Genomic DNA, 25,639 nt, shown 5'->3' on the forward strand with positions numbered 1-25,639 from the left:
GGGGTACTGGCGGGGCACGGGCTAGGGTCGAAGCGTGACCTTTTCTCCGCGTTCGTGGCTTCGCAGCCGCACTTCGATGCCCCGCGAGGTGCTCGTGCTGACGATGGTCGCGTTCTCGGTGGCCGTGGGTTTCGGCGTTCTCGTTCCGGTGTTGCCGGTGTTCGCCAAGCACTTCGGCGTCAGCAACTTCGCTGCTTCGGCCGTGGTGTCGGCCTTTGCCGCGATGCGTCTGGCCATCAGCCCGTTCTGCGGCCGGATCATCGGCGCCCTCGGTACCCGCGCCACGATGACCATCGGCATCTTCATCGTCGCGCTGAGTTCGGCGGCCGCGGGGTTCGCTCCCACCTATGGCTGGCTGTTGGTCATGCGCGGGCTGGGTGGCATCGGTTCGGCGATGTTCACCGTCTCGGCCATGACACTGCTGTTGGCGTCAGTACCGCCGACCATGCGAGGACGCGCGACCGGCACCTTCCAGACCGGCTTTCTCATCGGCGGCATGGGCGGACCGGCCCTGGGTGCGTTGATCGCACAGATCGGTCTCACCGCACCATTCCACTTCTACGCGATCATGTTGCTGGTCGCCGGCTCGGTGGCCGCGATGTTGCTGCGCCGGGAACAGCATGAGGTGGAGTCGAAGGGCGAGCCCCCACGTCCACTCGGGGAGGTGATCCGGGACATCCGGTTCCGTGCCGCATGCATGGCCGGGCTGAGTCAGGGATGGAACACCCTGGGCATGCGCAACTCCCTCACTCCGGTCTTCGTGACCGAGGCACTGGGACGGGGCACCGCCTGGACCGGTATCGCCTTCGCCAGCTCGGCGGTGGTCCAGACCATCTCCCTGCAGCCCGTGGGCCGTTTCGTCGACACGGTGGGACGCCGCCCCGCGATAATCGGTGGTGCCGTCGTGTGTGGCACCTGTTTGATCACGCTGCCGTTCACCACCTCGGTCTGGCCCTTCGTGGCGATCATGGCGGTGTACGGTCTCGGCGGCGCATGCCTGGGCACGGCCCCCGCGGCCTCGGTGGGTGATGCCTCGGGCGGACGAGGCGGTACCCCCGTGGCGATCTTCTCGATGTTCACCGACACCGGCGCCATCATCGGCCCGCTCACCGCCGGGTTCCTCGCCGACCGTTTCTCGTGGACGGTCGCCTACGGATCGGGAACTCTGCTGTTCGTCGTGGTCATCGCTCTGGCTGCGGTGATGCCACCCGGCGTCCCGAAAGACCGTTCCACCCCTGCCGAAGCCTGAGCCGATGCGCGAGTGAAGGAGCCCCCATGCCACAACCGTTGAATGCACTCGTCGCGCCTGACTGGGCCGAGGCCCTGGCACCGGTTGCCGATGACATCACGGCGATGGGTCGTTTCCTGCGCGCCGAGATCGCCGAAGGACGCGGCTATCTCCCGCCCGGCGACGCGGTGCTGAAAGCCTTCACCCGCCCGCTTGCCGATGTGCGCGTCCTGATCGTCGGGCAGGACCCCTACCCCACGCCCGGGCACGCCATGGGCCTCTCGTTCTCCGTGGCGCCGGACGTACGGCCCATCCCGAAATCACTCATCAACATCTACCGTGAACTTCACGACGACCTGGGCGTCCCACCGGCCGAGAACGGCGACCTGACCCCATGGTTCGAGCAGGGCGTGTTGTTGTTGAACCGTTCGCTGACAGTCCGCCCGGGCAAGCCCGCATCGCACCGCGGCAAGGGCTGGGAGAAGGTCACCGGCTGCGCGATCGATGCACTCGTGCGACGTGGCGGCCCACTCGTCGCCATCTTGTGGGGTCGCGATGCGCAGTCGCTGGAGCCACATCTCGGTGACGTCCCGGTGGTGAAGAGCACTCACCCCTCCCCCCTCTCAGCACACAACGGGTTCTTCGGTTCGCGTCCGTTCTCCCGCACCAACGAATTGCTGCAGAAGCAGGGGGCGACCCCGATCGACTGGAATCTGGCCTGACGGCACGCCGCGCGTCGGGCCCCTCCGGCGAGACGCAACGCTCCGCCCCGGTCTTCGACACGCGACTACCGTGGAGCCATGTTCTTCCAGCGTGAGCCCGTCATGATCAACGCCGACCAGGCCCTGCCGGGCCGTGACGCCCCGGTGCTCGACCCGATGCCCGAACACGCCGTGCTGGGGCGTCCCCTCGATGAGGTGCCGGCCGGTTGCCAGGTCGCCCACTTCGCCCTCGGCTGTTACTGGGGCGAGGAACGCATGTACTGGCAGACCGATGGTGTGGTGAACACCGCGGTCGGGTTCATGGGTGGCTTCACGCCCAATCCCACGTACATGGAGTCCTGCACCGGGCGGACCGGGCACACCGAGACCGTGCGCGTGGTCTTCGACCCGAACGTCATCACCTACCGCGACCTGCTCGTGCAGTTCTGGGAGGCCCACGACCCGACCCAGCTCAATCGTCAGGGCAATGACGTGGGAACGCAGTACCGTTCGGCGCTCTTCCCCGTCGACGACGCCCAGTTGGCCGCCGCTCATGAGACCCGCGATGCCTTCCAGAAGGCTCTCACCGAAGCCGGCTACGGCGAGATCACCACCGAGATCACTCCCGGGCAGACCTTCTACTACGCCGAGGCCGAACATCAGCAGTACCTGCACAAGAACCCGGGCGGCTACTGCCCGGTGCACGCGACCGGTGTGAGGTGTGGTCAGGCCGACTGATCGGGGCAGGCGGCCTCACAATTCCCGATCAGCTGGGAATGGCCTTGCCGGGATTCAGGATGCCGTGCGGGTCGAGTGCCCGTTTCACCGCGCGATACATCTCGGCGACGGTGGGGCTGACCTCCTGACGCAACCCGTCGAGCTTCAGCAGCCCGATGCCGTGTTCACCGGTGACGGTGCCCCCGGCGGCGATGGCGGCAGCGATGATCTCATCGAATGCCGCCTTGGCACGCTCCTCGGCCTCATCGTCCCCGGGCGGCGTGATGAGCAACGGATGCAGGTTGCCGTCGCCGGCGTGAGCGATGCTGGCAACGAGCACGCCGTGCCGTTCGCCGATGTCGGCGCATTCCTGCAGCACCTCGGCCACCTTGGTGAACGGCACGCAGATGTCCTCGGTCAGCACTGGCCCCAGGCGTTCCAGCGCGGGATAGGCCAGCCGCCGAGCCGCATACAGGGCGTCCCCCTCCTGAGCATCCGACGACCGCATCGACAGGGTCGCTCCGGCATTGTCGAAGCACCTCAGCATGGCGCCGGCTTCGGCGTCCCCTTGGGCTCCCGGCGAGTCGGTGCGGCCGATGAGCACGACCTCCGCATCGGCCGAGAGGCCCATGTTCTTCCATTCGTCGACCGCTTGGAGGCAGTAACGGTCCACCAGTTCCAACGCGCTCGGCCGGATGCCCTGGCCCCGAATCGCCGCGACGGCATTGCCGGCGTCGATCAGCGAGTCGAAGAAGCCCGCCACCGTGATGGGTTCGGGGGGCAGGTTCTCCACGCGGACCACGATCTCGGTGACAACGCCCAGCGTCCCCTCCGAACCGACCATGAGTCCTCGCAGGTCATATCCCGCAACGCCCTTGGGCGTGCGCCGGCCGAGGCGGACGATCTCGCCGGTTCCGGTGACAACCTCGAGTTCACGCACCCAGTCGGCGGTGACGCCGTATTTGACGCAGCACATCCCGCCGGCATTGGTACCGACATTCCCGCCGATCGTCGACCACGGGCTCGACGCCGGGTCCGGCCCGTACCAGAGGCCTTCCTCAGCCAGAACGGCGCGGAATTCGTCACCGACCATGCCCGGTTGGACACGTGCGATGTGGTTCGCATGATCGATCTCCAGAACCTTCGCCATGCGTTCGAAACTGATGATGACGCAGCCGTCGATCGCGTTGGCCCCGCCGGAGAGCCCGGTTCCGGCACCACGCGGAACCAGCGCGGTGCCGGTCTCGATGCACGCCTTCACCACCTGCTGGACCTCGAGGGTGTCGGCGGGCCGCACCACCGCCGCGGGTGCACCATAAGGCGCCCAAGCCGCTTCATCGTGAAGGAAGCCCGTCATGGAGTCGGGGTTGATGATCACCGATTCCGGCGGCAGTACCGACGTCAGTGCGTCAACGATCGCAGTGTTCACCCACGACAGGCTAGTCCTCTGGCGCGCTGCAGCGGCGTTTGTTCAACGCTTGGATTTCAGCGCCTGGATCGTGCCGAAGCGTTCCTCGGCATGCGGCAGGCTCACCCGACGCAGGTACTCGGCCATGTCAGTGGCCCCTTCTTCGGCGAACCTGTCGGCCAGGCCGCGCACATCATCGGGATGGCGGTTCTGACTCATCTTGGCCTTGCCCTCGATCTGCTCGATCTGGAGGTCGACCCTGACGATCGCCCGCGCCATGCGTTCCAGCTTCTCATCACCCACCGGGGTCAGGACGTCCTCGGATTCGAACCGGTCGGTCAGTTCACGGGCCGCGGCCAGAGCGGCCTCCGGGCTCGTGTCGACGCGGACCGGTCCGGTGACGTGCAGCGTCACGTAGTCCCACGTCGGAACGTTCGGCATCACGTCGTTCGTGGCGTACCACAGCGGCGAGACGTAACCGTCCATCACGTCGATGATCGCCAGACCACGCCCCGTCATGGGTTCGATCGCCTGAGGGTTGTTGCGCACCAGGTGCGTCACGAGCGTCCGACCTTCCAAGTGGAAGGGCACGAACGTGGCGCTGGGGGGCGCATCCCCCGCGTCGGCCGGCATGGTCACCAGATTTCCGGGGCGAGGCGTGGCGAGCAACTCCCAGGCAGCGTCGTCGGGGATCCGGAAATGTGCTGGTACATACATCGCCCCTGAATCTACTCGGCAACCTGAATCCACCCGGCAGCCTGTATCCACCCGGCAGCCTGTATCCACCCGACAGCGTGTATCCACTCCACAGCTTCTGCGCACCGGGCCACAGGTGTTCGGCCATGGCCGTTCATCCCGGCCCCGACGTCCATCCCGGCCCCGACATCGGCGTCACCAGCCCCGCTCCCGAGGGTGGGGCCCGGATGCCAAACAGGAACGGTTGCCCGTTGAAACGATTGCTAATGTGGCCATATGCCCGGAGATGTCCCCCAGCGCCGCATGTCGACTGGCGTGTGCCCTGGGAGGCATGCATCATGCGCAGCCCTCTTCCCGCCAACCACCGGGAGAACCTGATCGATGCTGTGGACCCTGCTTCTCGTAGCAGTGGCCCTGGTCGTCTCCCCTGCGTTGGTGGTGGCCACAGGTCGCCGCACAGGATGGCTTCTCGCCGTCGTGTTCCTGGCCGCCGCCGCCCTCTTCACTCCCACCGCGCTCGCGGTCTGGTCCGGCAACATCCCCACGTGGAGCATGCCGTGGATCCCCGAACTCGGTGTCGATCTCTCCCTGCGCGCCGACGGTCTCGGCGTCGTGTTCACCTATATGGCACTGCTGATCGGCGCGGTCGTCCTCACCTACTCGGCCAGTTATCTGCCCCCCTCGAATCGGCGACGAAGCATGTCGTTCTACCCGATCATGGTGGCGTTCACCGTCGCCATGATCGGATTGGTGCTCACCGATAATCTCCTGGTGCTGTTCGTGGCATGGGAGCTGACGTCCCTGGCCTCCTTCCTGCTGATCGGACGTTCCGGAGCGGGCGCCGAGGCGCCTTCCATGCGAACCCTGCTGCTGACCTTCACCGGTGGTCTGTTCCTGTTGGCCGCAGTCGGCGCCATGTGGGCACGTACCGGAACCACCGTGCTCAGCGAGGTTCTGACCCATGGCGTCTGGGACACCGACCCACTGTTCACCGGGGCCATGGCCCTCCTCGTGGCGCTGGCCGCGATGACGAAATCAGCCCAGTTCCCCTTCCACGTGTGGCTGCCCGACGCCATGGCCGCCGCCACCCCCGTCTCTGCGTACCTTCATGCCGCAGCGGTGGTGAAAGCCGGCATCTTCTTGCTGATGCGCTTCAGCCCGGCCTTCGCCGACGTTCCGATCTGGAACGCCCTGCTCATCTGCATCGGCCTGTTCACCAGCCTGTTCGGGGGATATCTCGCGATCGGGCAGGATGACCTCAAGCGGTTGATGGCTTATTCGACGGTCAGCCAGCTCGGTCTCATCGTCGCCGCAGTCGGCGTCGGTACCGCATTCGCTCTCGGCGCCGCTGTCGTCCACACGATCACCCATGCGCTGTTCAAGTCCGGGCTGTTCATGGTGGTGGGTGTCATCGACCGCGCCACCGGCACGCGTGATGTTCGACGTCTCCCGCACCTGGCGCGAGCGATGCCGGCCATGTTCGTGGTGACCGTGCTCGGTGCGGCATCGATGGCCGGGGTCCCACCAATGCTCGGTTTCATCTCGAAGGAGGGTCTTCTCGGCGCCATGCGCCAGGCACCGGGCCCGATCTTCAACGGCTGGATCGCGTTCGCGGTAATGACGATCAGCGCCGTGGTCACGTTCACCTACACCGCCAAGATCGTGACCGGCGGATATATCGACGGCGACAGCGATCGTGAAGTCATGCCCGTCTCACTCGGGCTGCGCATCAGCTCCGCGCTGCCCATCGTGCTCGGCCTTCCCCTCGCACTGGCGGCAGGGCTCCTGGACATCCCGGTGAACGCCGCGACCACCGCAGCCAACACCCCCGGATCCCCAGAACCCCACGTCCACCTCGCGTTGTGGCACGGCATCACACCCGAGTTGATCGCCACCGCGGTCGTGATCGGTATCGGAATCGTCATCCTCGCCCGCCGCACCGCGCTGCATCCGCACATCGAGCGTCGACGCGCCGCTGGCGACGGAACCACCGCCATCAACCGTCTGTACACCCTCGCCGGGGCAATGGGGCGCCTGGTGAACCGGATGGCCAACTCAGACAGCCCCACGCGCCATCTGGCGTTCATCGCGCTGGGACTGACAGCCGTCATCGGACTGGGCGCGGCACACTCCCACGACAAGCTCCCTCCCCTGCAGGATGGCGTTTCCCAGCCACTCGATGCATTGTTCCTTGTGCTGATGACCGGCGCGGTGATCGTGGTCTGCACCTCCAATTCACGACTCGGTGCGACCGTGGCGTTGTCGACCATCGGCATCGTCGGCACAACCCAGATCTTCTCCCTCGGCGCTCCCGATGTGGGCCTGACACAGCTGCTGGTGGAATCACTGACGGTGATCGTCATCATGCTCGTGCTGCAGAAACTTCCGTTGACCTTCGGTAAACCCGGCAAGAACCGGCGTCCATCCGCGCTGGCCATCGCATTGCTCACCGGCACGGCCGCCGGCGTGGCCACCCATCTGTTCAACGGCCGACGCTTCCCCTCGGGAACCTCGCGCTACTACTTGGGAAGCGGTGCCCAGGAGGCCGGCGGTGAGAACGTCACGAACCTGATCCTCGTGGAGTTCCGGGCTCTGGACACCTTCGGCGAACTCGCAGTGCTCGGCATGACGGCTGTGTCGGTGATCGCGATCATCTCGACCGTCCGACACCGCCACCTCGACCCGCCCCCGAAAAAGGACCGTTCCTATGTTCCCGCCCCGAAGATTCCGTTGCAGGGCCCGGGCACCCTCGCCTACCGCGCGGTCACACAGGCCTGGGGTAACGCGGTCCACATGCAGATGCTGGTGAACCTGAGCACTCCGATGATCGGGCTGTTGTCACTGTGGTTGTTCTGGCGCGGCCACAACGCACCCGGCGGCGGTTTCGTCGCCGCGCTCGTGGGTTCCTGCATCGTGGCGATGGTTTACTTGGCCACTTCACGCGACCGGCAGATCGGCCCTCCGAAACTTCCGTTGCGGCTCATCACCGCAGGTATCGTCATCGCCCTTGTCATCGGCGGCGTCGGCTTCATCAAAGGATCCTTCCTGGCACCCCTGCACTTCTACATCGGCGAGGTGCATCTCACCACCTCCCTGATCTTCGATGTCGGCATCTACCTTGCAGTTCTCGGGCTGATGCTCGTGACGTTCAATCTGTTGGGCACCAGCGCCTCCACCGCGCTCCAACGTGGCGAGCAGACCCGTGAGCGTGCCGACGAGGCGGTCGAGGGAGAGCTGCCCGGGCCGATGGACACCTCTCGAGGTGAGCGCCCCATCCGCTACGGCCGCGGCACCCGGATCCTGTCGACCGGAAGGGAGTACCGCCCATGATCATCTCCATCACGGTCGGTGTGCTCGTCGCAGGTGGCATCTACCTCATGCTCCAGCGCAGCATGGTGCGGACCGCCTTCGGCGTCAGCCTGTTGAGCCATGCTGCGAACCTCGCGATCCTCACCTCGGGAGTTCCCGCATGGCGCGAGGACCCGATCCTCAACGTCACCACACCCGACCAAGCGGCCGACCCCCTCCCCCAGGCATTCGTGCTGACCGCCATCGTCATCACCATGGCCTCGACGATCCTGATGTTGGCGCTCTCGGTGATCGGTCACAATGACGACCTGCTGCGCGCCCCCGAATCCGGAGAGTCGCACCGCCCATGACCACGCCCACGATTCTTCTCCCGGCCCTTGTCGCGGTCCCCCTGCTGCTCAGCGCATTGCTGGTGGTGGTCCGTCACCGCTGGCTGGAGCGCCTGCTGATGGTCGGTGTCCCCCTGGCCACCACAACCGTCGCAGTCTGGCTCGTGGGTGCCACATCGCATTCGAACGTGCTGGTGACCAACGTCGGCGGCTACCCCGCGGTGTTCGCCATCAACCTGGTGGCCGACTCGGTGACGGCGCTGATGATGCTCATCATGTCAGCGGTCACCGCGGTCGCGTCCCTCATGCTCACGCTCACCGATGAGGACCGCCGACGGTTCGTGCCCGCGCTGGTGCTGTTGTTGCACACCGGCGTCAACGGTGCCCTCATGACAGCCGACCTGTTCAACCTGTTCGTGTTCATCGAGGTCATGCTGATGCCCTCGTACGCCCTCATCGCGGTGACCGGCTCCTGGCGTCGACTCGGCATCGGTCGCATGTTCCTGCTGGTCAACATCTTCACCGGGACGCTCCTGCTGATCGGCGTGGGCTTCGTCTACGGCGTGACCGGCACCGTCAACCTCGCGGCACTCGCGGACGCCGGCTCCCGCGACGCCCGAGGCGCCAGCGCCTTGGCGATGGTCCTGTTCACCCTGTCGGTCAAGGCCGGTGCCTTCCCCGTGCATGGATGGCTTCCCCGCGCGTACTCGGGCACGTCCGGCGCGATGATGATGTTGTTCTCGGCCCTGCACACCAAGATCGCCCTGTACGCGATCTATCGCATCTACGCGATCACCTTCGGCAAGCCCGGGCCGGTTCTGACCACCGTGGCGGTCATCGCCGTGTCGACCATGCTCGTGGGAGCTGTCGCCAGCTTCGGCGAGACGCGTATCCGCGGGATCCTCGCCTACCAGATGGTCTCGGGCATCGGGCACATCCTTTTGGCACTCGTGCTGTTCAGCGAGCGTTCCCTCAGCGCCGGCCTGTTCTACATGAGCCACCACATCCTCACCATCGCCGCACTGCTCTCAGCCGCAGCAGCGATCGAATTCACCTACGGCTCGGGGCGTCTGACGCAACTGGGTGGCCTCATGCGCCGTGAGAAGGCCCTGGCCGCCTGCATGGCAGCCGGACTGCTGTCGCTGATCGGGCTACCTCCGACCTCGGGAACATGGGGCAAGCTCAGTCTGGTGCTGGCCTCCGCCGAAGGCCCCGGGAGGACGCCGACGATCTACATCGGTGCGATCGTGCTGGCGTCCATCGCCTCGATCATGGCTCTGCAGCATCTGTGGCGTGAGGTGTTCTGGGGACCGTTGCCGTCGGAATACCTCCCCGACGATCCAAAGAAGGGCCGCGGTGACCCCGAACCACTCACCGACGACGTCCGCGTCCCGACCCGGTTGAAGGTGATCCCCGTGGCCCTGACCGGCGTCGTCATCGCGGTGTTCTTCGCCGCCGGATCGATCATGCCCTTCTTCGGCGACGCCGGGAAGTCCCTCATCGATTCCTATCCCTACATGGCACAGGTGATGCCATGAACTTCCTGCATCGCACCTGGTATTGGCTCTCCCTCGTGGTCTATCTGGTGGTCCAGATACTCTCCGGGTCCTTCCGGAACCTCGGGCAGACGCTGCGTCGCACCGACCGGGCGATGATCCTGCAGATGCCCCTGCGTGCCCGGACCGACATGGAGGTGTTCCTCATCTCCTCACTCATCGCCGCCACCCCGGACTCGTTCGTGGTCGGCACCGCCGCTGCGATGCCCGGAAGTCCTCGAGGTGATCAACCGGCCACTTTGTTCGTCCATCTCGTGGGCTTGGAGAGCCGCGTCGAAGCCGTCGCTCACCTCCACGACCTCGAAGCGCGAGTCCTGCGTGCGACAAGGGGGCATGGCTGATGACCGCCATCGTCTGGGTCACCATGATCATGCTCGGGGCGTCGATCCTCATCGGACTGGCCCGCATCGCCACCGCAACCGACGGCGGCACCCGAGCCATCGTCGGCGACCTGGTGTTCTTCTCCGGGATCGGGATCATCATGGGCCTGAGCATCCTGGACGAATCATCGGTGGCGATCGATGCCGCCGTACTGGCGTCGATCGTCGGCGTCCTCGCCACCGTGGCGCTCGCGCGAATCATCACCCGAGGACGGAGGTGACGGGATGGAAGAGATCATCATGACCAGCATCGTCGGGCTGCTGATGATCGGCGGGGGGCTGTTCGTCATCAACTCGGCCATCGCCATGTTCCGCGTCCACGACGCCTATGAGCGACTCAGCGCCATGACCCCCGCCACGGGTCTCGGCCTCCCCCTGATCGTCATCGGCGTCGGTGTGGAGCACACGTGGGAGTACCGGTTCGAGTGGGAGGTGTGGGGACGCGTCGCCATCATCGTGACCGCGATGATCCTGGTCTCCTCGGTGGGCTCCAATGTGCTCGGACGCGCGGTGTACATGTCCGGCGCGCCGCTGGATCCCAAGACCATGTTCAACGACCTTGCCGAGGAACCGGCGTGGCTTGCCGACCCATCGTCGGGGAACAACGCCTCGTCTGAACAGGCGACACCACCGGGCATCGACTCCGCAGGCGGTTCGTCCGATGCGAACGAGCCGGAACCGAAGACTTCTCGCGACGAGGAGTAGCGGCTTCAGGCGCGGACGCTGTCCAGAGTCTCATCGAGCTTCTTGGACGCTGCGGGGTCATCGACCGGCTCAATGGTGATGACGACGGTCCAGATGCCCTCGGTGCCCGAATCGAGAGTGTGCACCGTCCACAGCTTCTTGCTGTCCTTGTAGGACGCGATCCCCTCCGTCGCGTAACCGGGCACCGATCCGACCTGCTGTTCGGTGGTGTCCTGAACGTCGAAACCGGTGAAGCCCGAATCACTGTCCATGCTCGTGGTCAGACACTCGAACAGGTCCTTGCTGGCCTGCTCCTGGTTCTGGAACCCGGCTTCGGTGGGCAACCCGCCCACCACGACACCGAACTGGTCACCTTCCCCCGGAGTGGTCAACCGTGCGGCGATATCGTTCAAGTAAGGGAAATACGAGGTTTCCGGGCGGAACACGAATTCCTCGGGAATGCGGAACACGACACCCGCGGTCTGATTGTCTTCTCCGGGCCGAACGCTCACTGCTGTCTGGTTGCCCGCCATGCAGTCGATCTCACCGGACTGTTCTCCCCCATTACCGCCCTCGGCATCAGTCTCGCTGGGCTGCGCAGTTGGCTGCGGGTGCGTCGGATCGCCGCCCGGATCGACCGTCTCGCCGCCCTTCGGCCGCAGCACCACGAACAGGAGACCCGCCACGAGCGCGAGCACGATGACACCGGCCACGATGAGGACCCCGAGCCTCGGAGCACCCGAGCCGCCGGTGCCTCCGCCTGAGATGGGAGGCATCTGCCCCGGCGCCCCGCCGCCCAGGGGCTGTGCTCCCGGACGCTCCTGCCCCACAGAGTCCGATCCGCCGAGGGGTTGGCTGCTAGGTGTGGACCCGGCAGCTCGGTCCATCTGCTCTTGTGAGGGGAAAGGCGCGTTGGGATCCGGGGAGACCGCTCCCGTCCACCGTGACCCATCCCAGAAGCGGAACTGGTGGGGCTGACCGGATGGGTCTGGAAACCAACCTGCGGGCTGCATGCGGCACAGGTTAACCGACGAACGGTCATGTACCCGACACGACGAGTCATTCCAGAACGACGGATCTGCGGGATCGGCATAGGCTCGGGCCCATGCGTTTCTCGCGTCCGGTCCCGTTCCTGCTCGTCCTAGTGGTGACGGGCTGGTCGGTCGTGTCAGCCGGGATCAACCAGGACGCCCGTTTCGTGCTCGGTTCGCTCTCCGCCGGATGGCCGGTCGGTGACGCCTGGGCACATCGTCCCCTGTTGTTCCGCGTGGCCATGCTGCCGTTCGCCGCTCTGGGGCCGACGCCCGTGGCCGAAGCAGCCATAAGACTGCTGTTGCTGGGTGCCGTCGTGTTCGCCAGCCTCGTGCTCGGTTGGGGTGTGTCACGCATCCACACCCGACCCTGGTGGGTGGCGGGCGTCGTCGGTGTGTCCCTGGCGTGGGCACCGGGATGGGATTTCGCCGAGCCGGAGTGGATGGCCACTGTCTTCGCCGTGGCCGGTCTCGGACTGACCCTGCGGTACACCGACCCCGAACCCCACGATCCGCCAGCGGTGAACGCCGTGGCCGCGACGCTCGCACCCATGCTCCTGGCCTGCGCATGCCTGTTGAAGTACACGACCACCACCACCGCCGTTGTGGTGTGGGGGCTCGTGTGGTGGACCCGCGGGCTCTCACACAGCGTGCGGCTGGCCTGGCGGACGCTCGCATTCGCAGCCTCCGGGCTCGTCATCACGATGTTGGTCTCTCGCCCTGAGTACCTGTGGCTCACCGAGATGTCCGCGTTGAACCCCACGGTCGATCTGGGCACTCCCCGGGAGCTCCTGGAAGGGTTCGTCAACGTCCCGTTGGTCGCCCCGATCACCATGGTGGCCGTCGCAGTGCTGCTGCCGCTGTGGCGCTGGCGTCGGCTCGCCGTGGCGGGCTGTGTGGCCGCGGTGGGCGTCCTCAGCCTCCCGTTCGTCCTGCAACACCAGAACTTCCTGTATCACCTCGCGCCCATCCCCGTGCTGTGCGCCGGTGTGGTGGCAGCCGTGGTCACGCACCCTCGCACGGCAGCACGGATGGGACCGACAGCAGCCGTCGCCGGGCTGGGAGCGACATCCGCCGCCACGTTGCTGTGGTTCTTTCCCGAGCCGTTGCGGAACCGCCATTGGGAGTTCGCTTCCCTCGCGATGGTGGCGGTGGTCGCGCTGACGTGGCTCATCACCCTGCCCCGGTCGGCACGTCGGTTGCCGCGCCCGGGTCGTCACTGGCTGGCGTCCGGCGCCATGCTGACGCTGCTGGTGCCGGTGTTTCCCGTCACGGCTTACTCGTACTCTCTGGCGCATCGTGGCACCACGAATCTCGACAATCGTGCACTCGCCCAGCCACTCGAGATCCCCGGCGTGGCCACCGATGCTCCCGTTGTGTATCTGTCGTTCTCGGCCCCCTATCGGATGCAGAACCCCAGCACGTGTCAATACGTCTCCCCCACCTGGCTGCAGAGAGCAGGCGATCGTGACGCGGTTCCGGACACTCGCAGTTTCTCGATGAATCTGGCCTGTCTGTATGACCCGGATGCACGCTTCGCCATCGTCGAGAGTGACTGGTTCGTTCTCGCCGATGCCGATCCGCACGTCCGTACAGCAGTCGAGCGTGGATTCGATTGCACTCGCCCCACCGGCTCCAGTGAGGGCTTCATCGCCTGCCCGCGACGCTGAGGCCTGCTGCCGAAATTGGCCCCTGTGCCATGATGGAGCGATGCGGATCGTATGTGTGGCCACCGAGGGAGGGTCGCCCCTGTTCAGCTCCGCACTCGGACATGGCGAGGACCCCTATCTCACAGTGTGGCAGCACGGTCTGACGTTGACGCGAACCCTTTCCGCGGAGAACACGAGCAACGAGATCGTTCTCACCGTGCAGGGCGCACCGACGCTCCATCGTCCCGTTCAGCGCCGACGCCGACGCCACCATCCGCAAGGTTCGGAGCTTCCGACGAGGCGCCAACGCGTGGCCGCCTACGGCATCGTGCTCTCCGAGCGCGGCATCCTCGGAACAGAGTTCTCCAAGCTCACCAACGCATCGGGGTCGTTCGGCCTACCAGGCGGCGGCATCGAGCCCGGGGAACAACCTCCACACACGGTCGTCCGGGAAGTGCATGAGGAGACCAGTCAGCACGTGACGATCGGGCCACTGGTGGATGTGCAGTCCGATCACTGGATCGGACACGCGCCCAACGGCCGCTTCGAGGATTTTCATGCGGTGCGTCTGGTGTACACCGTCTTCTGCGACGACCCCACCGATCCTGTCGTGATCGATGTCGGCGGCACCACCGCCTCGGCACGTTGGGTGCCGTTGGACAACTGGCGTGACACCCCATGGGTATCGGGTTCGCGTGCATTGTTGGCGAAGCATCTTCCCGAGGCCCGACGCCTGTGGGCACTGCACCGGGCGGAACGCGACTGAGCCTCCCCCCTCAGGTCGTGACGGGCGTCAGCGTCGCAGGTAGGAGATGAGACGCAGCAGCTCGAGGTAGAGCCAGATGAGGGTCAGCGTCAGGCCGAAGGCTGCACGCCAGGCCTGGTCGGCCGGCACACCGGCACGGACTCCTCGCTCGATGTGGTCGAAGTCGAGCACGAGGTTCAGCACGCCGAGCACGACGCCCACCACAGCCACACCGATGGTCAGGAGGCCACCCGAACGCAGGCCGAGGCCACCGGGCATGAAGAAGCTGAGTACGAAGTTGACCAGCATCAGCACGCCGAATGACACGGTGGCGAGCAGCACGATCTTCTGGAACTTCGGCGTCACCCGGATGTTGAAGAACTTGTAGGCGAACAGCGTCACAAGAGCCGCGACGAACGTCGCCATGACCGCCTGGACGACGATCCCGTCATACAGGAGCTCGAAGATCTGGGAGAACCCGCCGACGAACACGCCTTGGGAGAGGGCGAAGATCATCACCAACGGCGCCGGCACACTGTGGCGAACGGCAGCCATGATCGACAGCACCAGCGTCATGACCGCCGACACACCCCAAGCCACCATGAAGTACCCCGAGGTCGGCGGCAGCAGGACCCAGGTGACGGCAGCAGCGGCCACGACCAGGCCGATGGAGATGATCGACTTCACGATCACGTCATCGAAGGTCATGGGCCGCTGGGATCCGGTGGGCTCAGGTGCATAGGACGAGCCCGGTCGCGGACCGGTGTATCGCGGACCGGGGTGTCGCGGCCCTGTGTACCTCGTTCTGGTGTGCTGGCCGGCGTAGGGATTCGCGAACTGGCGGCTGAGCACGGGGTTGCTGGTACGCATGGTTCTCCTGAAAGGTCTGGAACATGTCCAGTGTAGGAGTGGGCACCAGCCGATCCAGCGTTTCGGGCCGACGATGTGAGGTACCCCCGATGGGATTCGAACCCACACTTGAGCGGGTTTAAGCCGCCTGCCTCTGCCGTTGGGCTACGGGGGCGCGGGCTTCACCCTAGCGTTATGAGATCCCACGCCGCGTCATGAGACCCCACGCCACAGCCCGGACCAGACAGACCAGAGCATGCCGGGCCAGGCCGGGTGAACCAGACCAAGCCAAGTGAGCCAGACCAAGCCAGACCAAGCCAAGTGAGCCAGACCAAGCCAGACCAAGCCAAGTGAGCCAGACCAAGCCAGACCAAGCCAAGTGAGCCAGACCAAGCCAGGCCAAGCCGAGTACGCCAAAGCATGCCGGGCCAAGCCAAATCAGATTGGCCAAATCGCCAACGCTCACCCCCCATTGAAAAAACATTGCGGTCAAGAGCTGTCCTCATCTGCATGCGACAAAGGCATCATCGGCGGCATTGCGGTCAGATCTTGACCGCAATGTTTTTCTTTACGTGGGGCCCTCCGCCTCCCGCATGACGCCGTGGGCTTCGGCACAACACCCCTCCGCCTCCCACACGACCCCATGGGCTTCCCGTGTACCGTCCTGCTCCCCACTCACAGGTTGAGGCACTCGCAAAGTAACGGTTGAGGCACTCGCAAAGTAACGGTTGAGGTGCTCGCAAAGTAACGGTTAGCCCGGAACGGAGAAACTCGCCGTCAGGCGGTTTCACACCAGTTCGGCGGCCACGGCGTCCAAGATGTCGGTCTCGCTGACGATCAGCGGCACGCCGACCCGTTCAGCGATCCGCGAGCAGATCAATGCACCACCGGCGATCACCTGAGCCCGCAGGGGCGCCAGCGTCGGGACCGTCGTCAGTTCCTCCACGGTGGAGTCGATGATCCGGCTGCTCAGATGCTCCACGTCGGTGGGCAGAAGCATCGCACCGTGTACTCGAGCGCGGTCATACGCGGTGAGGTCCAAGAACATGGCGGCCATCGATGTCGCCGTACCGGCCACCCCGACCCAGGTCCGAGCCTCATGCCAGGGAACATCACTGGCGTCGAGGATGCGATCCACATGGCCGATGGCTGCCCGCCGCTCGGCAGCCGTAGCCGGGTCCGATCTCAGGAATCGCTCCCGCATCCGAACCGCGCCGATATCCACGGATGCGGCTCCCATGACCTGACCTGTCTGCTCTCCGACAACCAGTTCGGTCGACCCGCCACCGATGTCGGTGACAAGCACGGGCCCGGCATCGACATCCGCACGCCCCTTCAACGCTTCCAACGCCCCGGAGAACGAAAGTCGCGCTTCCTCCTCGCCGGAGATCACCTCGACGTCCACGCCCAGACGTTCCCGGACGCCCGCCTCGAACTCGGCACGATTCTGCACATCACGGCTCGCGCTCGTCGCGACGAACCTGAGCCGCTCAACGCCGGCGTCTTCGATCAGTTCGGCGTAACCATCGATCGCTCGGAAGGTCCTGATCAGCGCATCCGGATGGAACATGCCGGTGGCATCCACTCCCTGCCCCAACCGGACCAGTTCAACGCGCCGATCCACCTCGATCAGACCGTCAGCAGCCTCCTGCTCGTTGTCCACCACTGCAGACACTCGCGGTGACGAGGCCCCGATCACGCCTTGTCCATGCTGCGACGAAGATCCCGAAGTCCTCGTCCCATCGGCGATGAGCAGCCGGATCGAATTGGTGCCGCAATCGATCACGGCCACCCGCGTCATGCATCACCTTCGGGGTTGCAGGGCTTGGCCCAGTACTCCCCCATCGCCTCCATGACCTCGTCGCCCAACGGATTGACGCCCGGCCCCTTGGCCAGAGCATGCCCCGCGAGCACATGGAGGCATTTGACGCGCGTCGGCATCCCACCGGCGCTGATCCCGTCGATCTCGGGCACGTCGCCCAGCTTCGCGCGGTCGGCCAGATAACTCTCGTGAGCCTCGGCATAAGCAGCGGCAAGCTCAGGTGACTCGGCGAGGCGCTCGTTCATCTCCACCATCACGCTCGCCGATTCCAATCGCGAACATGCAGCAGTCGCGCGCGGGCAGGTCAGGTAGTACGTCGTCGGGAACGGTGTTCCATTCGGCAGCCTCGGTTCAGTCGCCACCACATCCGGACGCCCGCACGGGCAACGATGCGCCACCCCGGCCACGCCACGCGGTGGACGCTGCAGCTGTCCCTCGATCGCCCGCTCGTCATCGGCGGACATCGGCTCCAACCCCGGGATCATCTCAGTTTCCCTCCGTCGTGATCGGTGGACGCTCCCCCGGATCAACCTTGCCGCCCTCATCCTCGGGCTTCTGCGTGGGAGGCTGATCGGCGAAATTCACCGAGTCACTCATACGCTGATACCAAGGTCCCCGCTCATCGGGAGCACGGGATCCGTCCGACCTGTCATCGATGCCCACGACTTCCCCGTCGGGCCCGATCACCCGGTACCCGGTATCACCCGGAACCACCCAGCCCAGACGCGACCGTGCCTCGGCCGCCACGAAATCCGGGTCGTTCCAACGACGCAGATCGTCCTCCAACTCGGCGATCCGCTGCTGAGACTGCTCGATGCGGTGCCTATCGGCCGCCTTCTCCCTCTCGGTGCTGAAGTACACCCGCAACGACGAGGCATAGCTGAGGCCGAGGATCACCAGCACCACCAGCATCAACAGGGTTCGGCGTGTCACGCCACCACGGTGTCGCGAGACAGCCCCCTCATCGTTCCCAGGGGCACGTTCAGCAGGGCGCTCCACCACCGGGTCAGCGGATGCGCGGGGGCGACGATTGGCCCGGGACCCGCCACGACCGGGCCCGGCTCCACTGCGAGGGTTCTTGCTGCGAGGGTTCTGGGGCCTGGACATCGATGCCAGCGTACGGTGCCCACACAACGCTCCCCAGCAGGCTCGCCGCCCCAGCATCACCCCACAGGCAGGACCACCCCACCGAACGTCAGCGGCGCCCCACCTCCCGGTGGGGCGCCGCTGACGGGTTCTTGTGTGGTCAGGCCTTGAAACGCGGGAAGGCCGCGGCTCCGGCATAGGTCGCCGCGTCGTCCAGATCTTCCTCGATGCGCAGCAGCTGGTTGTACTTCGCCACGCGCTCCGAGCGGGCTGGAGCCCCAGTCTTGATCTGGCCACAGTTGGTGGCAACGGCAAGGTCGGCGATCGTGACGTCCTCTGTCTCGCCCGAACGGTGCGACATCATGCAGCGATAACCGTTGCGATGTGCGAGCTCGACGGCCTCGAAGGTCTCGGTGAGCGAACCGATCTGGTTCACCTTCACCAGCAGCGCATTGGCGGTATCGGTGTCGATACCACGCTGCAGACGCTCAGGATTGGTCACGAACAGGTCGTCGCCCACGAGCTGCACCTTGTCACCGATCTGCTCGGTGATGTGCTTCCAGCCATCCCAGTCCTCCTCGTCGAGCGGATCCTCGATCGAGACAAGCGGGTACTTCTCGACCCACTCACCGTAGATGGCAGCCATCTCGTCGGCGGACTTGGCGGCACCCTCGAACTGGTAGGCGCCGTTCTCATAGAACTCGGAGGCCGCCACGTCAAGAGCGAGCGCCACATCTGATCCAGGCTCATAACCGGCGGCCTTGATCGCCTCCATGATGAGATCGAGGGCTGCGGCGTTGGAATCGAGGTTCGGGGCGAAGCCACCCTCGTCGCCGAGACCGGTCGACAGCCCCTTGTCCTTCAGAACCTTCTTCAGTGCGTGGTAGACACCTGCACCCATCTGCAGCGACTCGCGGAACGAAGCAGCGCCGATCGGGGCGATCATGAACTCCTGGATGTCCACGTTCGAGTCGGCATGCGACCCGCCGTTGAGGATGTTCATCATAGGCACCGGGAGCACATGCCCGTTGGGGCCACCGAGATAGCGGTACAGCGGCAACTCGGCCGACATGGCAGCAGCGTTGGCCACGGCCAGCGACACACCAAGGATGGCATTCGCGCCGAGGTTGCCCTTGTTATCGGTCCCGTCGAGCTCAAGCATGGCGTCATCGAGCAGGCGCTGTTCGCTGGCGTCGAAGCCCACGATCTCGGGGTAGATCTTCTCGATCACATTCTGGACGGCCTGGAGCACTCCCTTGCCGCCGTAGCGATCGCCACCGTCGCGAAGCTCCACGGCCTCGAACTGGCCGGTGGAGGCACCAGACGGAACCGCCGCGCGGCCCTCGGCGCCGTCATCGAGGATGACTTCGACCTCGACGGTGGGATTGCCGCGCGAATCGAGAATCTCGCGTGCATCGACGAATTCAATGGTTGCCACTATGGAGCCTTTCGACGTGGGTTGACTCTGGCACCCAGACTAGAGCTGCCCCTCCGCTGCCTGAACACTGGCCTCCAGCTCGCGCAGGGCATCGCGCAGGGCCTGCTCGGGATCGACGCCGCTCGCGTGGGCCCGCTCCACCAGCGTCAATGCCTCGGCACCGATCTCCTCGGCGGTGATCGGCTCATCTGCCAACTCCACCGGAACCCTGTGCGACCTCGCCCGCGAGACAACCTTGGCCGCCCGCGTCATCGCCGACACCTGGTGCGGAATGCCGTCGAGCGAACTCGTTCGCCCCTTCTCTCGACGCTTGCGTTCCTCCCATGTGGCGTTCAGATCGTCAGGAACCTCATCATCGGAGAACACGTACGGGTGTCGTTCCACGAGTTTGTCGGTGATGCCCCGTGCCACATCATCGATGTCGAACCGCCCCTCGGTACGGGCGATCTCGGCGTGGAAATACACTTGGAGCAGAAGGTCACCGAGTTCCTCCCGCAGGTCGGCGTCGGTGCCAGCCTCGATGGCGTCGACCACCTCACCGGTCTCCTCGACCAAGTACCGGACGAGACTGCGATGGGTCTGCTTCGCGTCCCACGGGCATTCGACGCGCAACCGCGTCATGACCTCCGCGAGGCGCCGAAGTTCATCCACCGAGGAGGTCACGCCGTTCCGCCTGCTCCTCGAAGTGTTCCTGGAGACGGAGCATCGTCTGGGGCGAACGCACCGAGAGCGAACCACCGGCCGCGAAGTAACCGTTCGCGTCGAGTGATCCGTAACGCGGGTTCACCTGCACATCAACCTCATCGGCAATGCGGGCGTACTCGGCCGGCGGCACCTGCTGCTGGACGGCCTTGCTGAACAGATCATCCTTCAGCACCTCACCAGCTTGGGGGTCCATCACCAGCTGAGCGGGAACTCCCTGCTGCAGAAGCGCCCCCATGAGCTGCTCGTCAGTGGCCTCCATGCCGAACTCCGCAGCCACCTTCTGTGCGATGGCGTTGTCAACGGTCACGGTCACGACATAGACGGGCGTGAACATCTCGCTCCCCACCGCTGCGTTGAGATTGTCGGTGCGCTCCTGGACGTCTTGGACGCTGTAGGTCTCACCGTCGATGGTGGCGGCATCCTGCGGGGCACCACAGCCGGTCACCACCAGCGCCGACGCCGCGATTCCCACCGCCAGCAGACGCTTCGCCCTCGTCGTCATCCTCGCCACTGCCACACCTCTCGCCGCTCGCTGCATCTTCACGTGCCCTGCGCATTTCTTCGCCGGGAATCCCCCGGCAGCGTACCTGAGACGGCCTGCGCTTCACGGCACGCCACAGGAACAACCACATCCTCCACCGCAGGAAAGTCGGTCGAGCAGGCTCCGCTCCACAGCCGCATCAGGTGAAGATCTGGCCCACCACGTCGCGGCACCACGCGACCACATCCCCATCTGGTCCAAGGTCTGACGCCGAGGGCTTGGGCACCAGGACCACATCGCCTTTCACCACACTCCCCGGGTACAGCCGTTGGAGCCGCAGCACCCGCGATTCGGGCAGATCATGCGGAGCGAAACGGAATGCCCGACCAGTGGCGACGATCTCGTGGAGACCAACGGTGCGTGCCGCGTTCCGCAGATGTGCCACGTCGAGCAGTTTGCGGGCCGGATCGGGCAGTGCCCCGTAACGGTCGGCCATCTCTGCGGCCACCGCATCGACGTCCTCATCGCTGCGCACCTCGGCCAGCCGCTTGTACATCTCCAGTCGCAGCCGCTCGGACTCCACATAGTCGGTCGGCAAGTGTGCCTCGGTGGGCACCTCGATGCGCATCGGAACCTCGGGTTCGACACCATCGGCATCATCGCGGTACTCGGTGACGGCCTCGCCGACCAATCGGATGTACAGGTCGAAGCCCACGTCGGCGATGTGCCCGGACTGTTGGCCGCCGAGCAGATTGCCCGCACCACGCAGTTCGAGGTCCTTCATCGCGATCTGCATGCCCGCGCCCAGGTCGGTGTGCGCGGCGAGCGTCGACAGACGATCGTGAGCGGCCTCGGTGAGGGGTTTGTCCGGCGGGTACAGGAAGTAGGCGTAGCCGCGTTCCCGGGAACGTCCGACGCGCCCGCGCAGCTGGTGCAGCTGCGACAGCCCCATCACATCGGCCCGCTCGATGATGAGGGTGTTGGCCGTGGAGATGTCGAGCCCGGCCTCGACGATCGTGGTGCACACCAGCACATCGGCCCGCCGTTCGACGAAATCGAGCATGACGCTCTCGAGCTGCGCCTCCCCCATCTGACCATGCGCGGTCATCACCCGTGCCTCCGGCACGAGTTCGGCGATCCGTTGTGCGGCACGATCGATGCTCTCCACGCGGTTGTGGATGTAGAACACCTGCCCCTCCCGCAGCAGTTCACGGCGGATGGCCGCCCCGACCTGGGCGGCGTCGTAGGGTCCGGCGAACGTCAGAACCGGGTGCCGTTCCTCAGGTGGGGTGGAGATCGTCGACATCTCACGGATCCCTGTGACGGCCATCTCCAACGTGCGTGGGATCGGCGTCGCCGACATCGACAGGACGTCCACATCAACGCGCAGCTTCTTCAACGCCTCCTTGTGCTCGACCCCGAACCGCTGCTCCTCGTCGATGATCACCAAACCCAGATCGGGGAACGAGACCTCCCCGCTGAGCAGCCGGTGCGTCCCCACCACCACATCGATCCGACCAGCCGCCACATCGTCCTTGACGCGGTCGGCCTCCTTCGGCGTCTGGAAACGGGAGAGCTGCCCGACTCGCACGGGGAATCCCGCGTAACGCTCGGCGAAGGTGGAGGCATGCTGCTGCACCAGGATCGTGGTCGGCACCAGCACCGCCACCTGTTTACCGTCCTGGACGGCCTTGAACGCCGCCCGGACCGCGATCTCGGTCTTGCCATAACCCACGTCCCCGCAGATGAGGCGGTCCATGGGCACGACCCGCTCCATGTCGCGCTTCACGTCCTCGATGCACGCGAGCTGGTCGGGTGTCTCCACATGCGCGAAGGAGTCCTCCAGCTCGCGTTGCCACGGGTTGTCAGGCCCGAAGGCATGCCCCTTGGTGGCCTGCCGGGCGGCGTAGAGCTTGATCAGCTCCGCGGCGATCTCCTTGACCGCTCGACGTGCCCGACTCTTGCGTCTGGCCCAGTCGCCGCCACCCATCTTGTCGAGGGTCGGTGCCTCGCCACCCACGTAGCGGGTGACCTGGTCGAGTTGATCCATCGGGACGAACAGGCGGTCCCCCGGTTGCCCCCGCTTGCTCGGCGCGTACTCGATGATGAGGTATTCGCGGGTGCCTGCCGAGGTGGTGCGTTGAATCATCTCCACGTAACGGCCCACACCGTGCTGCTCGTGGACGACCGGATCTCCGGCCTCCAGCTCCAGCGGATCCACCTGGTTTCGACGCCGGGACGGCATACGGCGGCGCCGGGTGTCCACGGTCTTGCGTCCGGAGAGATCACCACTGCCGAACACCGCCACCTTGGGTCCATCGAGGCGGAATCCGCTCGCCACCTCACCGAGTGCGATCGTCAACACCTCGGGCTGCGGTGGTCTGTTGAGCTGGGCCACCGCCCGGCTGGGAATGTCGTGATCGGAGCACACCTCGACCAGACGCTTCACCAACCCCTTGCCCTCGGCGATCATCACCACACGCCACCCCTCGGCGAGCGCCTTGGTGATGTCAGCCATCGCGGCGTCGGCATCACCGCGCCAAGACTCGGTGGGGCGTGCATCGACGCGGAGGTGGTTCACCACGAATGCATGATTGTGCCCGTCCGAGGTGTTGTGTCCGTCCGAGATGTTGTGTCCATCTGAGGTGTCATGGACGGTGGAGGTGTTCTCCCCACCGGCGTCCGACCCACCGGATGCGTCGTCCTCTCCTGCTCCGAACTGGCTGAACGTCCACCACACCTGACCGCGTTCCTGCGCGGTGAACCGCACATCGTCCAAGCTGCGGTAAGCGCTGGATCCGAGGTCGATCGGGGCCTGCCCTCCTCCAGCCGCGGCCTTCCACGAGGCGTGCAGGAACTCCGAGCTGGTCCGCACCAGATCCTCGGCACGTGTCCGGGCCAGTTCGGGATCGGCGATTATCACCATGGTGTCGACCGGCAGGGTCTCGACAAGGAGCTCCATCCGGTCGCAGAGCACCGCGCTCAACGACTCCATGCCCTCCACGTACTGCCCATCGGCGATGCGTTCACACATCTCGGCCAGGTCGGCGTGTTCGGCCCCCACGGCGAGAGCGCGTTCTCGCACGGCGTCGGTGATGAGGATCTCTCGGCACGGGTCTGCGGTGACCCGCTCGATGGTTTCATCCCCCGAGCGCTGATCGGCGACGGTGAACGGACGGATCTCCTCGATCGTGTCGCCGAAGAAATCGATGCGCACCGCGTGATCGGCCGTCGGCGGGAACACATCAAGAATCCCTCCACGTACGGCGAACTGGCCCCGACGCTCCACGAGGTCGACACGGTGGTAGGCCGCCGCAGCGAGGGCTTCGACCAATTGGTCGAGTTCGTGTTCCTCACCGGTTGCCAAGGTCACCGGCTGCAGGTCACAGAGCCCCGCAGCCTGGGGTTGGATCACGGCGCGGATCGGCGCCACCACGATGCGGGGCGCAGGTCGTGCGTCCTTGCCGGCAACTCTGCGAAGCACTTCGAGACGCCGACCGACTGTGTCCGAGCGAGGGCTCAAGCGTTCGTGCGGCAGCGTCTCCCACGCGGGATAGTAGGCCACATCGTCCTCACCCAGGATGGACGCGAGCGTCGAGGTCATCTGCTCGGCTTCGCGGTAGGTCGAGGTGACCAGCAGAACCGGGCGGATCTCCGAGAGCGCGGCCGTCACGAACGGCTGCAGCGTCTGCGGCAGCACGATGTCAGTGGGTGTGGGGTGTTTCAACCGTGCCGACGCGCATGCATCGGCTATCACGGCGTCGGACGCGACGAGTTTCACCAGTCCCGGCAAGCTCACCGGGCCACCCTAGTCCACGACCCGGAACCACCGTTCCAATGCCCGTGACCGAAGCGCTCATCGGTTCTGCATTCATCCACCGCCTGTCCACCGCCCCGCTCCAGTGCACGTCATCGACATCGGTGACAATCACTGGAGTGGGCGTTTGATGCCCCGGCACCACACGAGCCACCTCGGAGGTTTGATGGATCGGACGAATCGGCTGGCGATCGCCGCGATAACGGCCTTCGCCACCCTGCTGGTGCTCCTCACCAACGCTTCCGGGGTGGTTCCCACCCCACCGAGATCGACGCCCCTCACCCCAGATGGCCCGGCGGCCACGGACTCCGGGTGCCACATCGGGTTCAGCGCCGTGGGCGCATCGTTCACGCAGGGCAACGCCTGGAATCCCATGGGGACGCGTCTGCCCGACACCGGGCTCGATGGCTCCTCATGGGCGTATTGGACCGATGCCGACCCGGATCTGGAACTGGAAGGGGGCTGGGCACTCGCGGGGCAGACCACCGGTGACGTCGCGCGGCATCTGCGCCCCGAATGGTTCCCCGAAGGCACCCATCTGGTGATCCTGCTGGGCACCAACGACGTGGAGCAGCGCACCCCCACCGATGAGATCGCGCCACATCTGGACCACATCGCCGACACCGCCGGTGTCCCTGCCGAAAAGGTGTTGCTCGTTCTGCTGCCGCCCAACAATCAGGCCCCGGGGGCGACGAGGGATCTCAACGCGGAGCTGACGCAGATCGCGACCGAACGTGAATGGGCTCTGCTGGACGTGGGCACCGCCATGGGTGACGGGCAGGGGTGGTTCCGAGAGGGCGCCACCAGCGACGGCACGCACCTGACCGAACCGTGGGCCAGGTTCCTGGGAGAATCGGTGGCTGCGGCTCTCCGAGCAGAACACTGCGGGTGAGGACGCCACTCGCCGGTCCCTTCATCACACGCACCGGTCCCCTCATCACACGCGTCGGCGTCCTCATCCATGGCGGGCGGATACCGACACGGGCCTTCGCGCGTTTCCCCACCGGA

At 65.6% G+C, this 25,639-nt stretch carries 23 protein-coding genes, 1 tRNA gene and 1 pseudogene; 12 read left to right on the forward strand and 13 right to left on the reverse strand.

Annotated features, from left to right (window positions below; all coding sequences use genetic code 11):
* The first annotated feature begins 34 nt into the window (after positions 1-34).
* The 3 genes from FB460_RS08440 to msrA all read left to right on the forward strand — a co-directional run bounded on the left by FB460_RS08440 (position 35) and on the right by msrA (position 2,667).
* Positions 35-1,249: an MFS transporter gene (locus FB460_RS08440; RefSeq protein WP_246044338.1), complete on the forward strand. Its 1,215-nt coding sequence runs from the start codon at positions 35-37 to the stop codon at positions 1,247-1,249.
* Between the two features lie 26 nt (positions 1,250-1,275).
* Positions 1,276-1,950 carry a uracil-DNA glycosylase gene (locus FB460_RS08445; RefSeq protein ID WP_142093688.1) on the forward strand — a complete coding sequence of 225 codons (675 nt, stop codon included), beginning with the start codon at positions 1,276-1,278 and terminating at the stop codon, positions 1,948-1,950.
* 78 nt (positions 1,951-2,028) lie between these two features.
* The gene (msrA, locus tag FB460_RS08450) at positions 2,029-2,667 is read left to right on the forward strand and encodes a peptide-methionine (S)-S-oxide reductase MsrA (RefSeq protein ID WP_142093689.1); all 639 of its coding nucleotides are present in this window, start codon (positions 2,029-2,031) and stop codon (positions 2,665-2,667) included.
* Between the two features lie 28 nt (positions 2,668-2,695).
* Here the strand turns inward: msrA and FB460_RS08455 are convergent, their stop codons facing one another.
* Together FB460_RS08455 and FB460_RS08460 are read right to left on the reverse strand one after the other, a co-directional pair.
* The gene (locus FB460_RS08455; protein ID WP_246044339.1) at positions 2,696-4,075 is read right to left on the reverse strand and encodes an FAD-binding oxidoreductase; all 1,380 of its coding nucleotides are present in this window, start codon (positions 4,073-4,075) and stop codon (positions 2,696-2,698) included.
* Positions 4,076-4,117: 42 nt separating this feature from the next.
* Positions 4,118-4,771, reverse strand: a complete 654-nt coding sequence (locus FB460_RS08460; RefSeq protein WP_142093690.1) for an FMN-binding negative transcriptional regulator — start codon at positions 4,769-4,771, stop codon at positions 4,118-4,120.
* A 360-nt stretch (positions 4,772-5,131) separates the two neighbouring features.
* Between FB460_RS08460 and FB460_RS08465 the strand changes: the two genes are divergently transcribed.
* The 6 genes from FB460_RS08465 to FB460_RS08490 are packed head-to-tail and all read left to right on the forward strand — an operon-like array spanning position 5,132 to position 11,029.
* On the forward strand, positions 5,132-8,080 hold the full coding sequence (locus FB460_RS08465; RefSeq protein ID WP_142093691.1) for a DUF4040 family protein: 2,949 nt from the start codon (positions 5,132-5,134) through the stop codon (positions 8,078-8,080).
* Complete coding sequence (locus FB460_RS08470; RefSeq protein ID WP_142093692.1) at positions 8,077-8,409, forward strand: sodium:proton antiporter; 333 nt, start codon at positions 8,077-8,079, stop codon at positions 8,407-8,409. Before FB460_RS08465 ends, FB460_RS08470 begins: the two co-directional genes overlap by 4 nt.
* Complete coding sequence (locus FB460_RS08475) at positions 8,406-9,926, forward strand: proton-conducting transporter transmembrane domain-containing protein (RefSeq protein WP_142093693.1); 1,521 nt, start codon at positions 8,406-8,408, stop codon at positions 9,924-9,926. The genes FB460_RS08470 and FB460_RS08475 overlap by 4 nt, the downstream gene beginning before the upstream one ends.
* Positions 9,923-10,285: a Na+/H+ antiporter subunit E gene (locus tag FB460_RS08480; protein WP_142093694.1), complete on the forward strand. Its 363-nt coding sequence runs from the start codon at positions 9,923-9,925 to the stop codon at positions 10,283-10,285. Before FB460_RS08475 ends, FB460_RS08480 begins: the two co-directional genes overlap by 4 nt.
* Complete coding sequence (locus tag FB460_RS08485) at positions 10,285-10,545, forward strand: monovalent cation/H+ antiporter complex subunit F (protein ID WP_142093695.1); 261 nt, start codon at positions 10,285-10,287, stop codon at positions 10,543-10,545. The genes FB460_RS08480 and FB460_RS08485 overlap by 1 nt, the downstream gene beginning before the upstream one ends.
* A 4-nt stretch (positions 10,546-10,549) precedes the next feature.
* Entirely contained in the window at positions 10,550-11,029 is a 480-nt protein-coding gene (locus FB460_RS08490; protein WP_170210013.1) for a cation:proton antiporter, read from the forward strand.
* 5 nt (positions 11,030-11,034) lie between these two features.
* Here the strand turns inward: FB460_RS08490 and FB460_RS08495 are convergent, their stop codons facing one another.
* Positions 11,035-11,784, reverse strand: a complete 750-nt coding sequence (locus FB460_RS08495) for a hypothetical protein (protein WP_246044340.1) — start codon at positions 11,782-11,784, stop codon at positions 11,035-11,037.
* Positions 11,785-11,925: 141 nt separating this feature from the next.
* Positions 11,926-12,021, reverse strand: a pseudogene (locus tag FB460_RS13505) (DUF2510 domain-containing protein); the annotation flags it as partial.
* Positions 12,022-12,113: 92 nt separating this feature from the next.
* Between FB460_RS13505 and FB460_RS08500 the strand changes: the two are divergent.
* Positions 12,114-13,709 (forward strand): hypothetical protein, encoded by a 1,596-nt coding sequence (locus FB460_RS08500; RefSeq protein WP_142093698.1) that lies wholly within the window; start codon positions 12,114-12,116, stop codon positions 13,707-13,709.
* Positions 13,710-13,749: 40 nt separating this feature from the next.
* Positions 13,750-14,454 (forward strand): NUDIX hydrolase, encoded by a 705-nt coding sequence (locus FB460_RS08505; protein WP_142093699.1) that lies wholly within the window; start codon positions 13,750-13,752, stop codon positions 14,452-14,454.
* Positions 14,455-14,481: 27 nt separating this feature from the next.
* Here FB460_RS08505 and FB460_RS08510 read toward each other — a convergent pair whose 3' ends face one another.
* From FB460_RS08510 to mfd, 9 genes are all read right to left on the reverse strand, one after another.
* Entirely contained in the window at positions 14,482-15,303 is an 822-nt protein-coding gene (locus FB460_RS08510) for a Bax inhibitor-1/YccA family protein (protein ID WP_142093700.1), read from the reverse strand.
* Between the two features lie 81 nt (positions 15,304-15,384).
* Positions 15,385-15,457: transfer RNA gene (locus FB460_RS08515), tRNA-Leu, on the reverse strand.
* 612 nt (positions 15,458-16,069) lie between these two features.
* Complete coding sequence (locus FB460_RS08525; protein ID WP_142093702.1) at positions 16,070-17,083, reverse strand: Ppx/GppA phosphatase family protein; 1,014 nt, start codon at positions 17,081-17,083, stop codon at positions 16,070-16,072.
* Complete coding sequence (locus FB460_RS08530; RefSeq protein ID WP_142093703.1) at positions 17,080-17,589, reverse strand: DUF501 domain-containing protein; 510 nt, start codon at positions 17,587-17,589, stop codon at positions 17,080-17,082. The genes FB460_RS08525 and FB460_RS08530 overlap by 4 nt, the downstream gene beginning before the upstream one ends.
* A 1-nt stretch (position 17,590) precedes the next feature.
* Positions 17,591-18,037, reverse strand: coding sequence for an FtsB family cell division protein (locus tag FB460_RS13065; RefSeq protein ID WP_170210014.1), 447 nt, complete (start codon positions 18,035-18,037; stop codon positions 17,591-17,593).
* 313 nt (positions 18,038-18,350) lie between these two features.
* Positions 18,351-19,628 (reverse strand): phosphopyruvate hydratase, encoded by a 1,278-nt coding sequence (gene eno / locus FB460_RS08540; RefSeq protein ID WP_142093705.1) that lies wholly within the window; start codon positions 19,626-19,628, stop codon positions 18,351-18,353.
* 39 nt (positions 19,629-19,667) lie between these two features.
* A complete protein-coding gene (locus FB460_RS08545; RefSeq protein ID WP_142094288.1) occupies positions 19,668-20,249 on the reverse strand; it encodes a nucleoside triphosphate pyrophosphohydrolase in 582 nt (193 codons plus the stop codon).
* A gap of 22 nt (positions 20,250-20,271) precedes the next feature.
* Positions 20,272-20,835 (reverse strand): hypothetical protein, encoded by a 564-nt coding sequence (locus tag FB460_RS08550; protein ID WP_142093706.1) that lies wholly within the window; start codon positions 20,833-20,835, stop codon positions 20,272-20,274.
* A 178-nt stretch (positions 20,836-21,013) separates the two neighbouring features.
* Positions 21,014-24,613 (reverse strand): transcription-repair coupling factor, encoded by a 3,600-nt coding sequence (mfd, locus tag FB460_RS08555; RefSeq protein WP_142093707.1) that lies wholly within the window; start codon positions 24,611-24,613, stop codon positions 21,014-21,016.
* A 184-nt stretch (positions 24,614-24,797) separates the two neighbouring features.
* Here mfd and FB460_RS08560 point away from each other — a divergent pair, with 184 nt between their 5' ends.
* Positions 24,798-25,523, forward strand: a complete 726-nt coding sequence (locus FB460_RS08560; protein WP_170210015.1) for an SGNH/GDSL hydrolase family protein — start codon at positions 24,798-24,800, stop codon at positions 25,521-25,523.
* Positions 25,524-25,639 lie beyond the last annotated feature (116 nt).

Source organism: Propioniferax innocua (assembly GCF_006716235.1).
GTDB classification, from domain to species: Bacteria; Actinomycetota; Actinomycetes; order Propionibacteriales; family Propionibacteriaceae; genus Propioniferax; species Propioniferax innocua.

What these genes read in the sequence shown, in the direction of transcription:
- FB460_RS08525 (WP_142093702.1), bottom strand. Translation starts at nt 17,083, where the DNA reads ATGACGCGGGTGGCCGTGATCGATTGCGGCACCAATTCGATCCGGCTG.
- FB460_RS08445 (WP_142093688.1), top strand. Translation starts at nt 1,276, where the DNA reads ATGCCACAACCGTTGAATGCACTCGTCGCGCCTGACTGGGCCGAGGCC.
- FB460_RS08470 (WP_142093692.1), top strand. Translation starts at nt 8,077, where the DNA reads ATGATCATCTCCATCACGGTCGGTGTGCTCGTCGCAGGTGGCATCTAC.
- FB460_RS08475 (WP_142093693.1), top strand. Translation starts at nt 8,406, where the DNA reads ATGACCACGCCCACGATTCTTCTCCCGGCCCTTGTCGCGGTCCCCCTG.
- FB460_RS08490 (WP_170210013.1), top strand. Translation starts at nt 10,550, where the DNA reads ATGGAAGAGATCATCATGACCAGCATCGTCGGGCTGCTGATGATCGGC.
- FB460_RS08480 (WP_142093694.1), top strand. Translation starts at nt 9,923, where the DNA reads ATGAACTTCCTGCATCGCACCTGGTATTGGCTCTCCCTCGTGGTCTAT.
- FB460_RS08530 (WP_142093703.1), bottom strand. Translation starts at nt 17,589, where the DNA reads ATGATCCCGGGGTTGGAGCCGATGTCCGCCGATGACGAGCGGGCGATC.
- FB460_RS08495 (WP_246044340.1), bottom strand. Translation starts at nt 11,784, where the DNA reads ATGCCTCCCATCTCAGGCGGAGGCACCGGCGGCTCGGGTGCTCCGAGG.
- FB460_RS08465 (WP_142093691.1), top strand. Translation starts at nt 5,132, where the DNA reads ATGCTGTGGACCCTGCTTCTCGTAGCAGTGGCCCTGGTCGTCTCCCCT.
- FB460_RS08505 (WP_142093699.1), top strand. Translation starts at nt 13,750, where the DNA reads ATGCGGATCGTATGTGTGGCCACCGAGGGAGGGTCGCCCCTGTTCAGC.
- FB460_RS08560 (WP_170210015.1), top strand. Translation starts at nt 24,798, where the DNA reads ATGGATCGGACGAATCGGCTGGCGATCGCCGCGATAACGGCCTTCGCC.
- FB460_RS08545 (WP_142094288.1), bottom strand. Translation starts at nt 20,249, where the DNA reads ATGACGCGGTTGCGCGTCGAATGCCCGTGGGACGCGAAGCAGACCCAT.
- FB460_RS08485 (WP_142093695.1), top strand. Translation starts at nt 10,285, where the DNA reads ATGACCGCCATCGTCTGGGTCACCATGATCATGCTCGGGGCGTCGATC.
- FB460_RS08460 (WP_142093690.1), bottom strand. Translation starts at nt 4,771, where the DNA reads ATGTATGTACCAGCACATTTCCGGATCCCCGACGACGCTGCCTGGGAG.
- FB460_RS08500 (WP_142093698.1), top strand. Translation starts at nt 12,114, where the DNA reads ATGCGTTTCTCGCGTCCGGTCCCGTTCCTGCTCGTCCTAGTGGTGACG.
- msrA (WP_142093689.1), top strand. Translation starts at nt 2,029, where the DNA reads ATGTTCTTCCAGCGTGAGCCCGTCATGATCAACGCCGACCAGGCCCTG.
- FB460_RS08550 (WP_142093706.1), bottom strand. Translation starts at nt 20,835, where the DNA reads ATGACGACGAGGGCGAAGCGTCTGCTGGCGGTGGGAATCGCGGCGTCG.
- FB460_RS08510 (WP_142093700.1), bottom strand. Translation starts at nt 15,303, where the DNA reads ATGCGTACCAGCAACCCCGTGCTCAGCCGCCAGTTCGCGAATCCCTAC.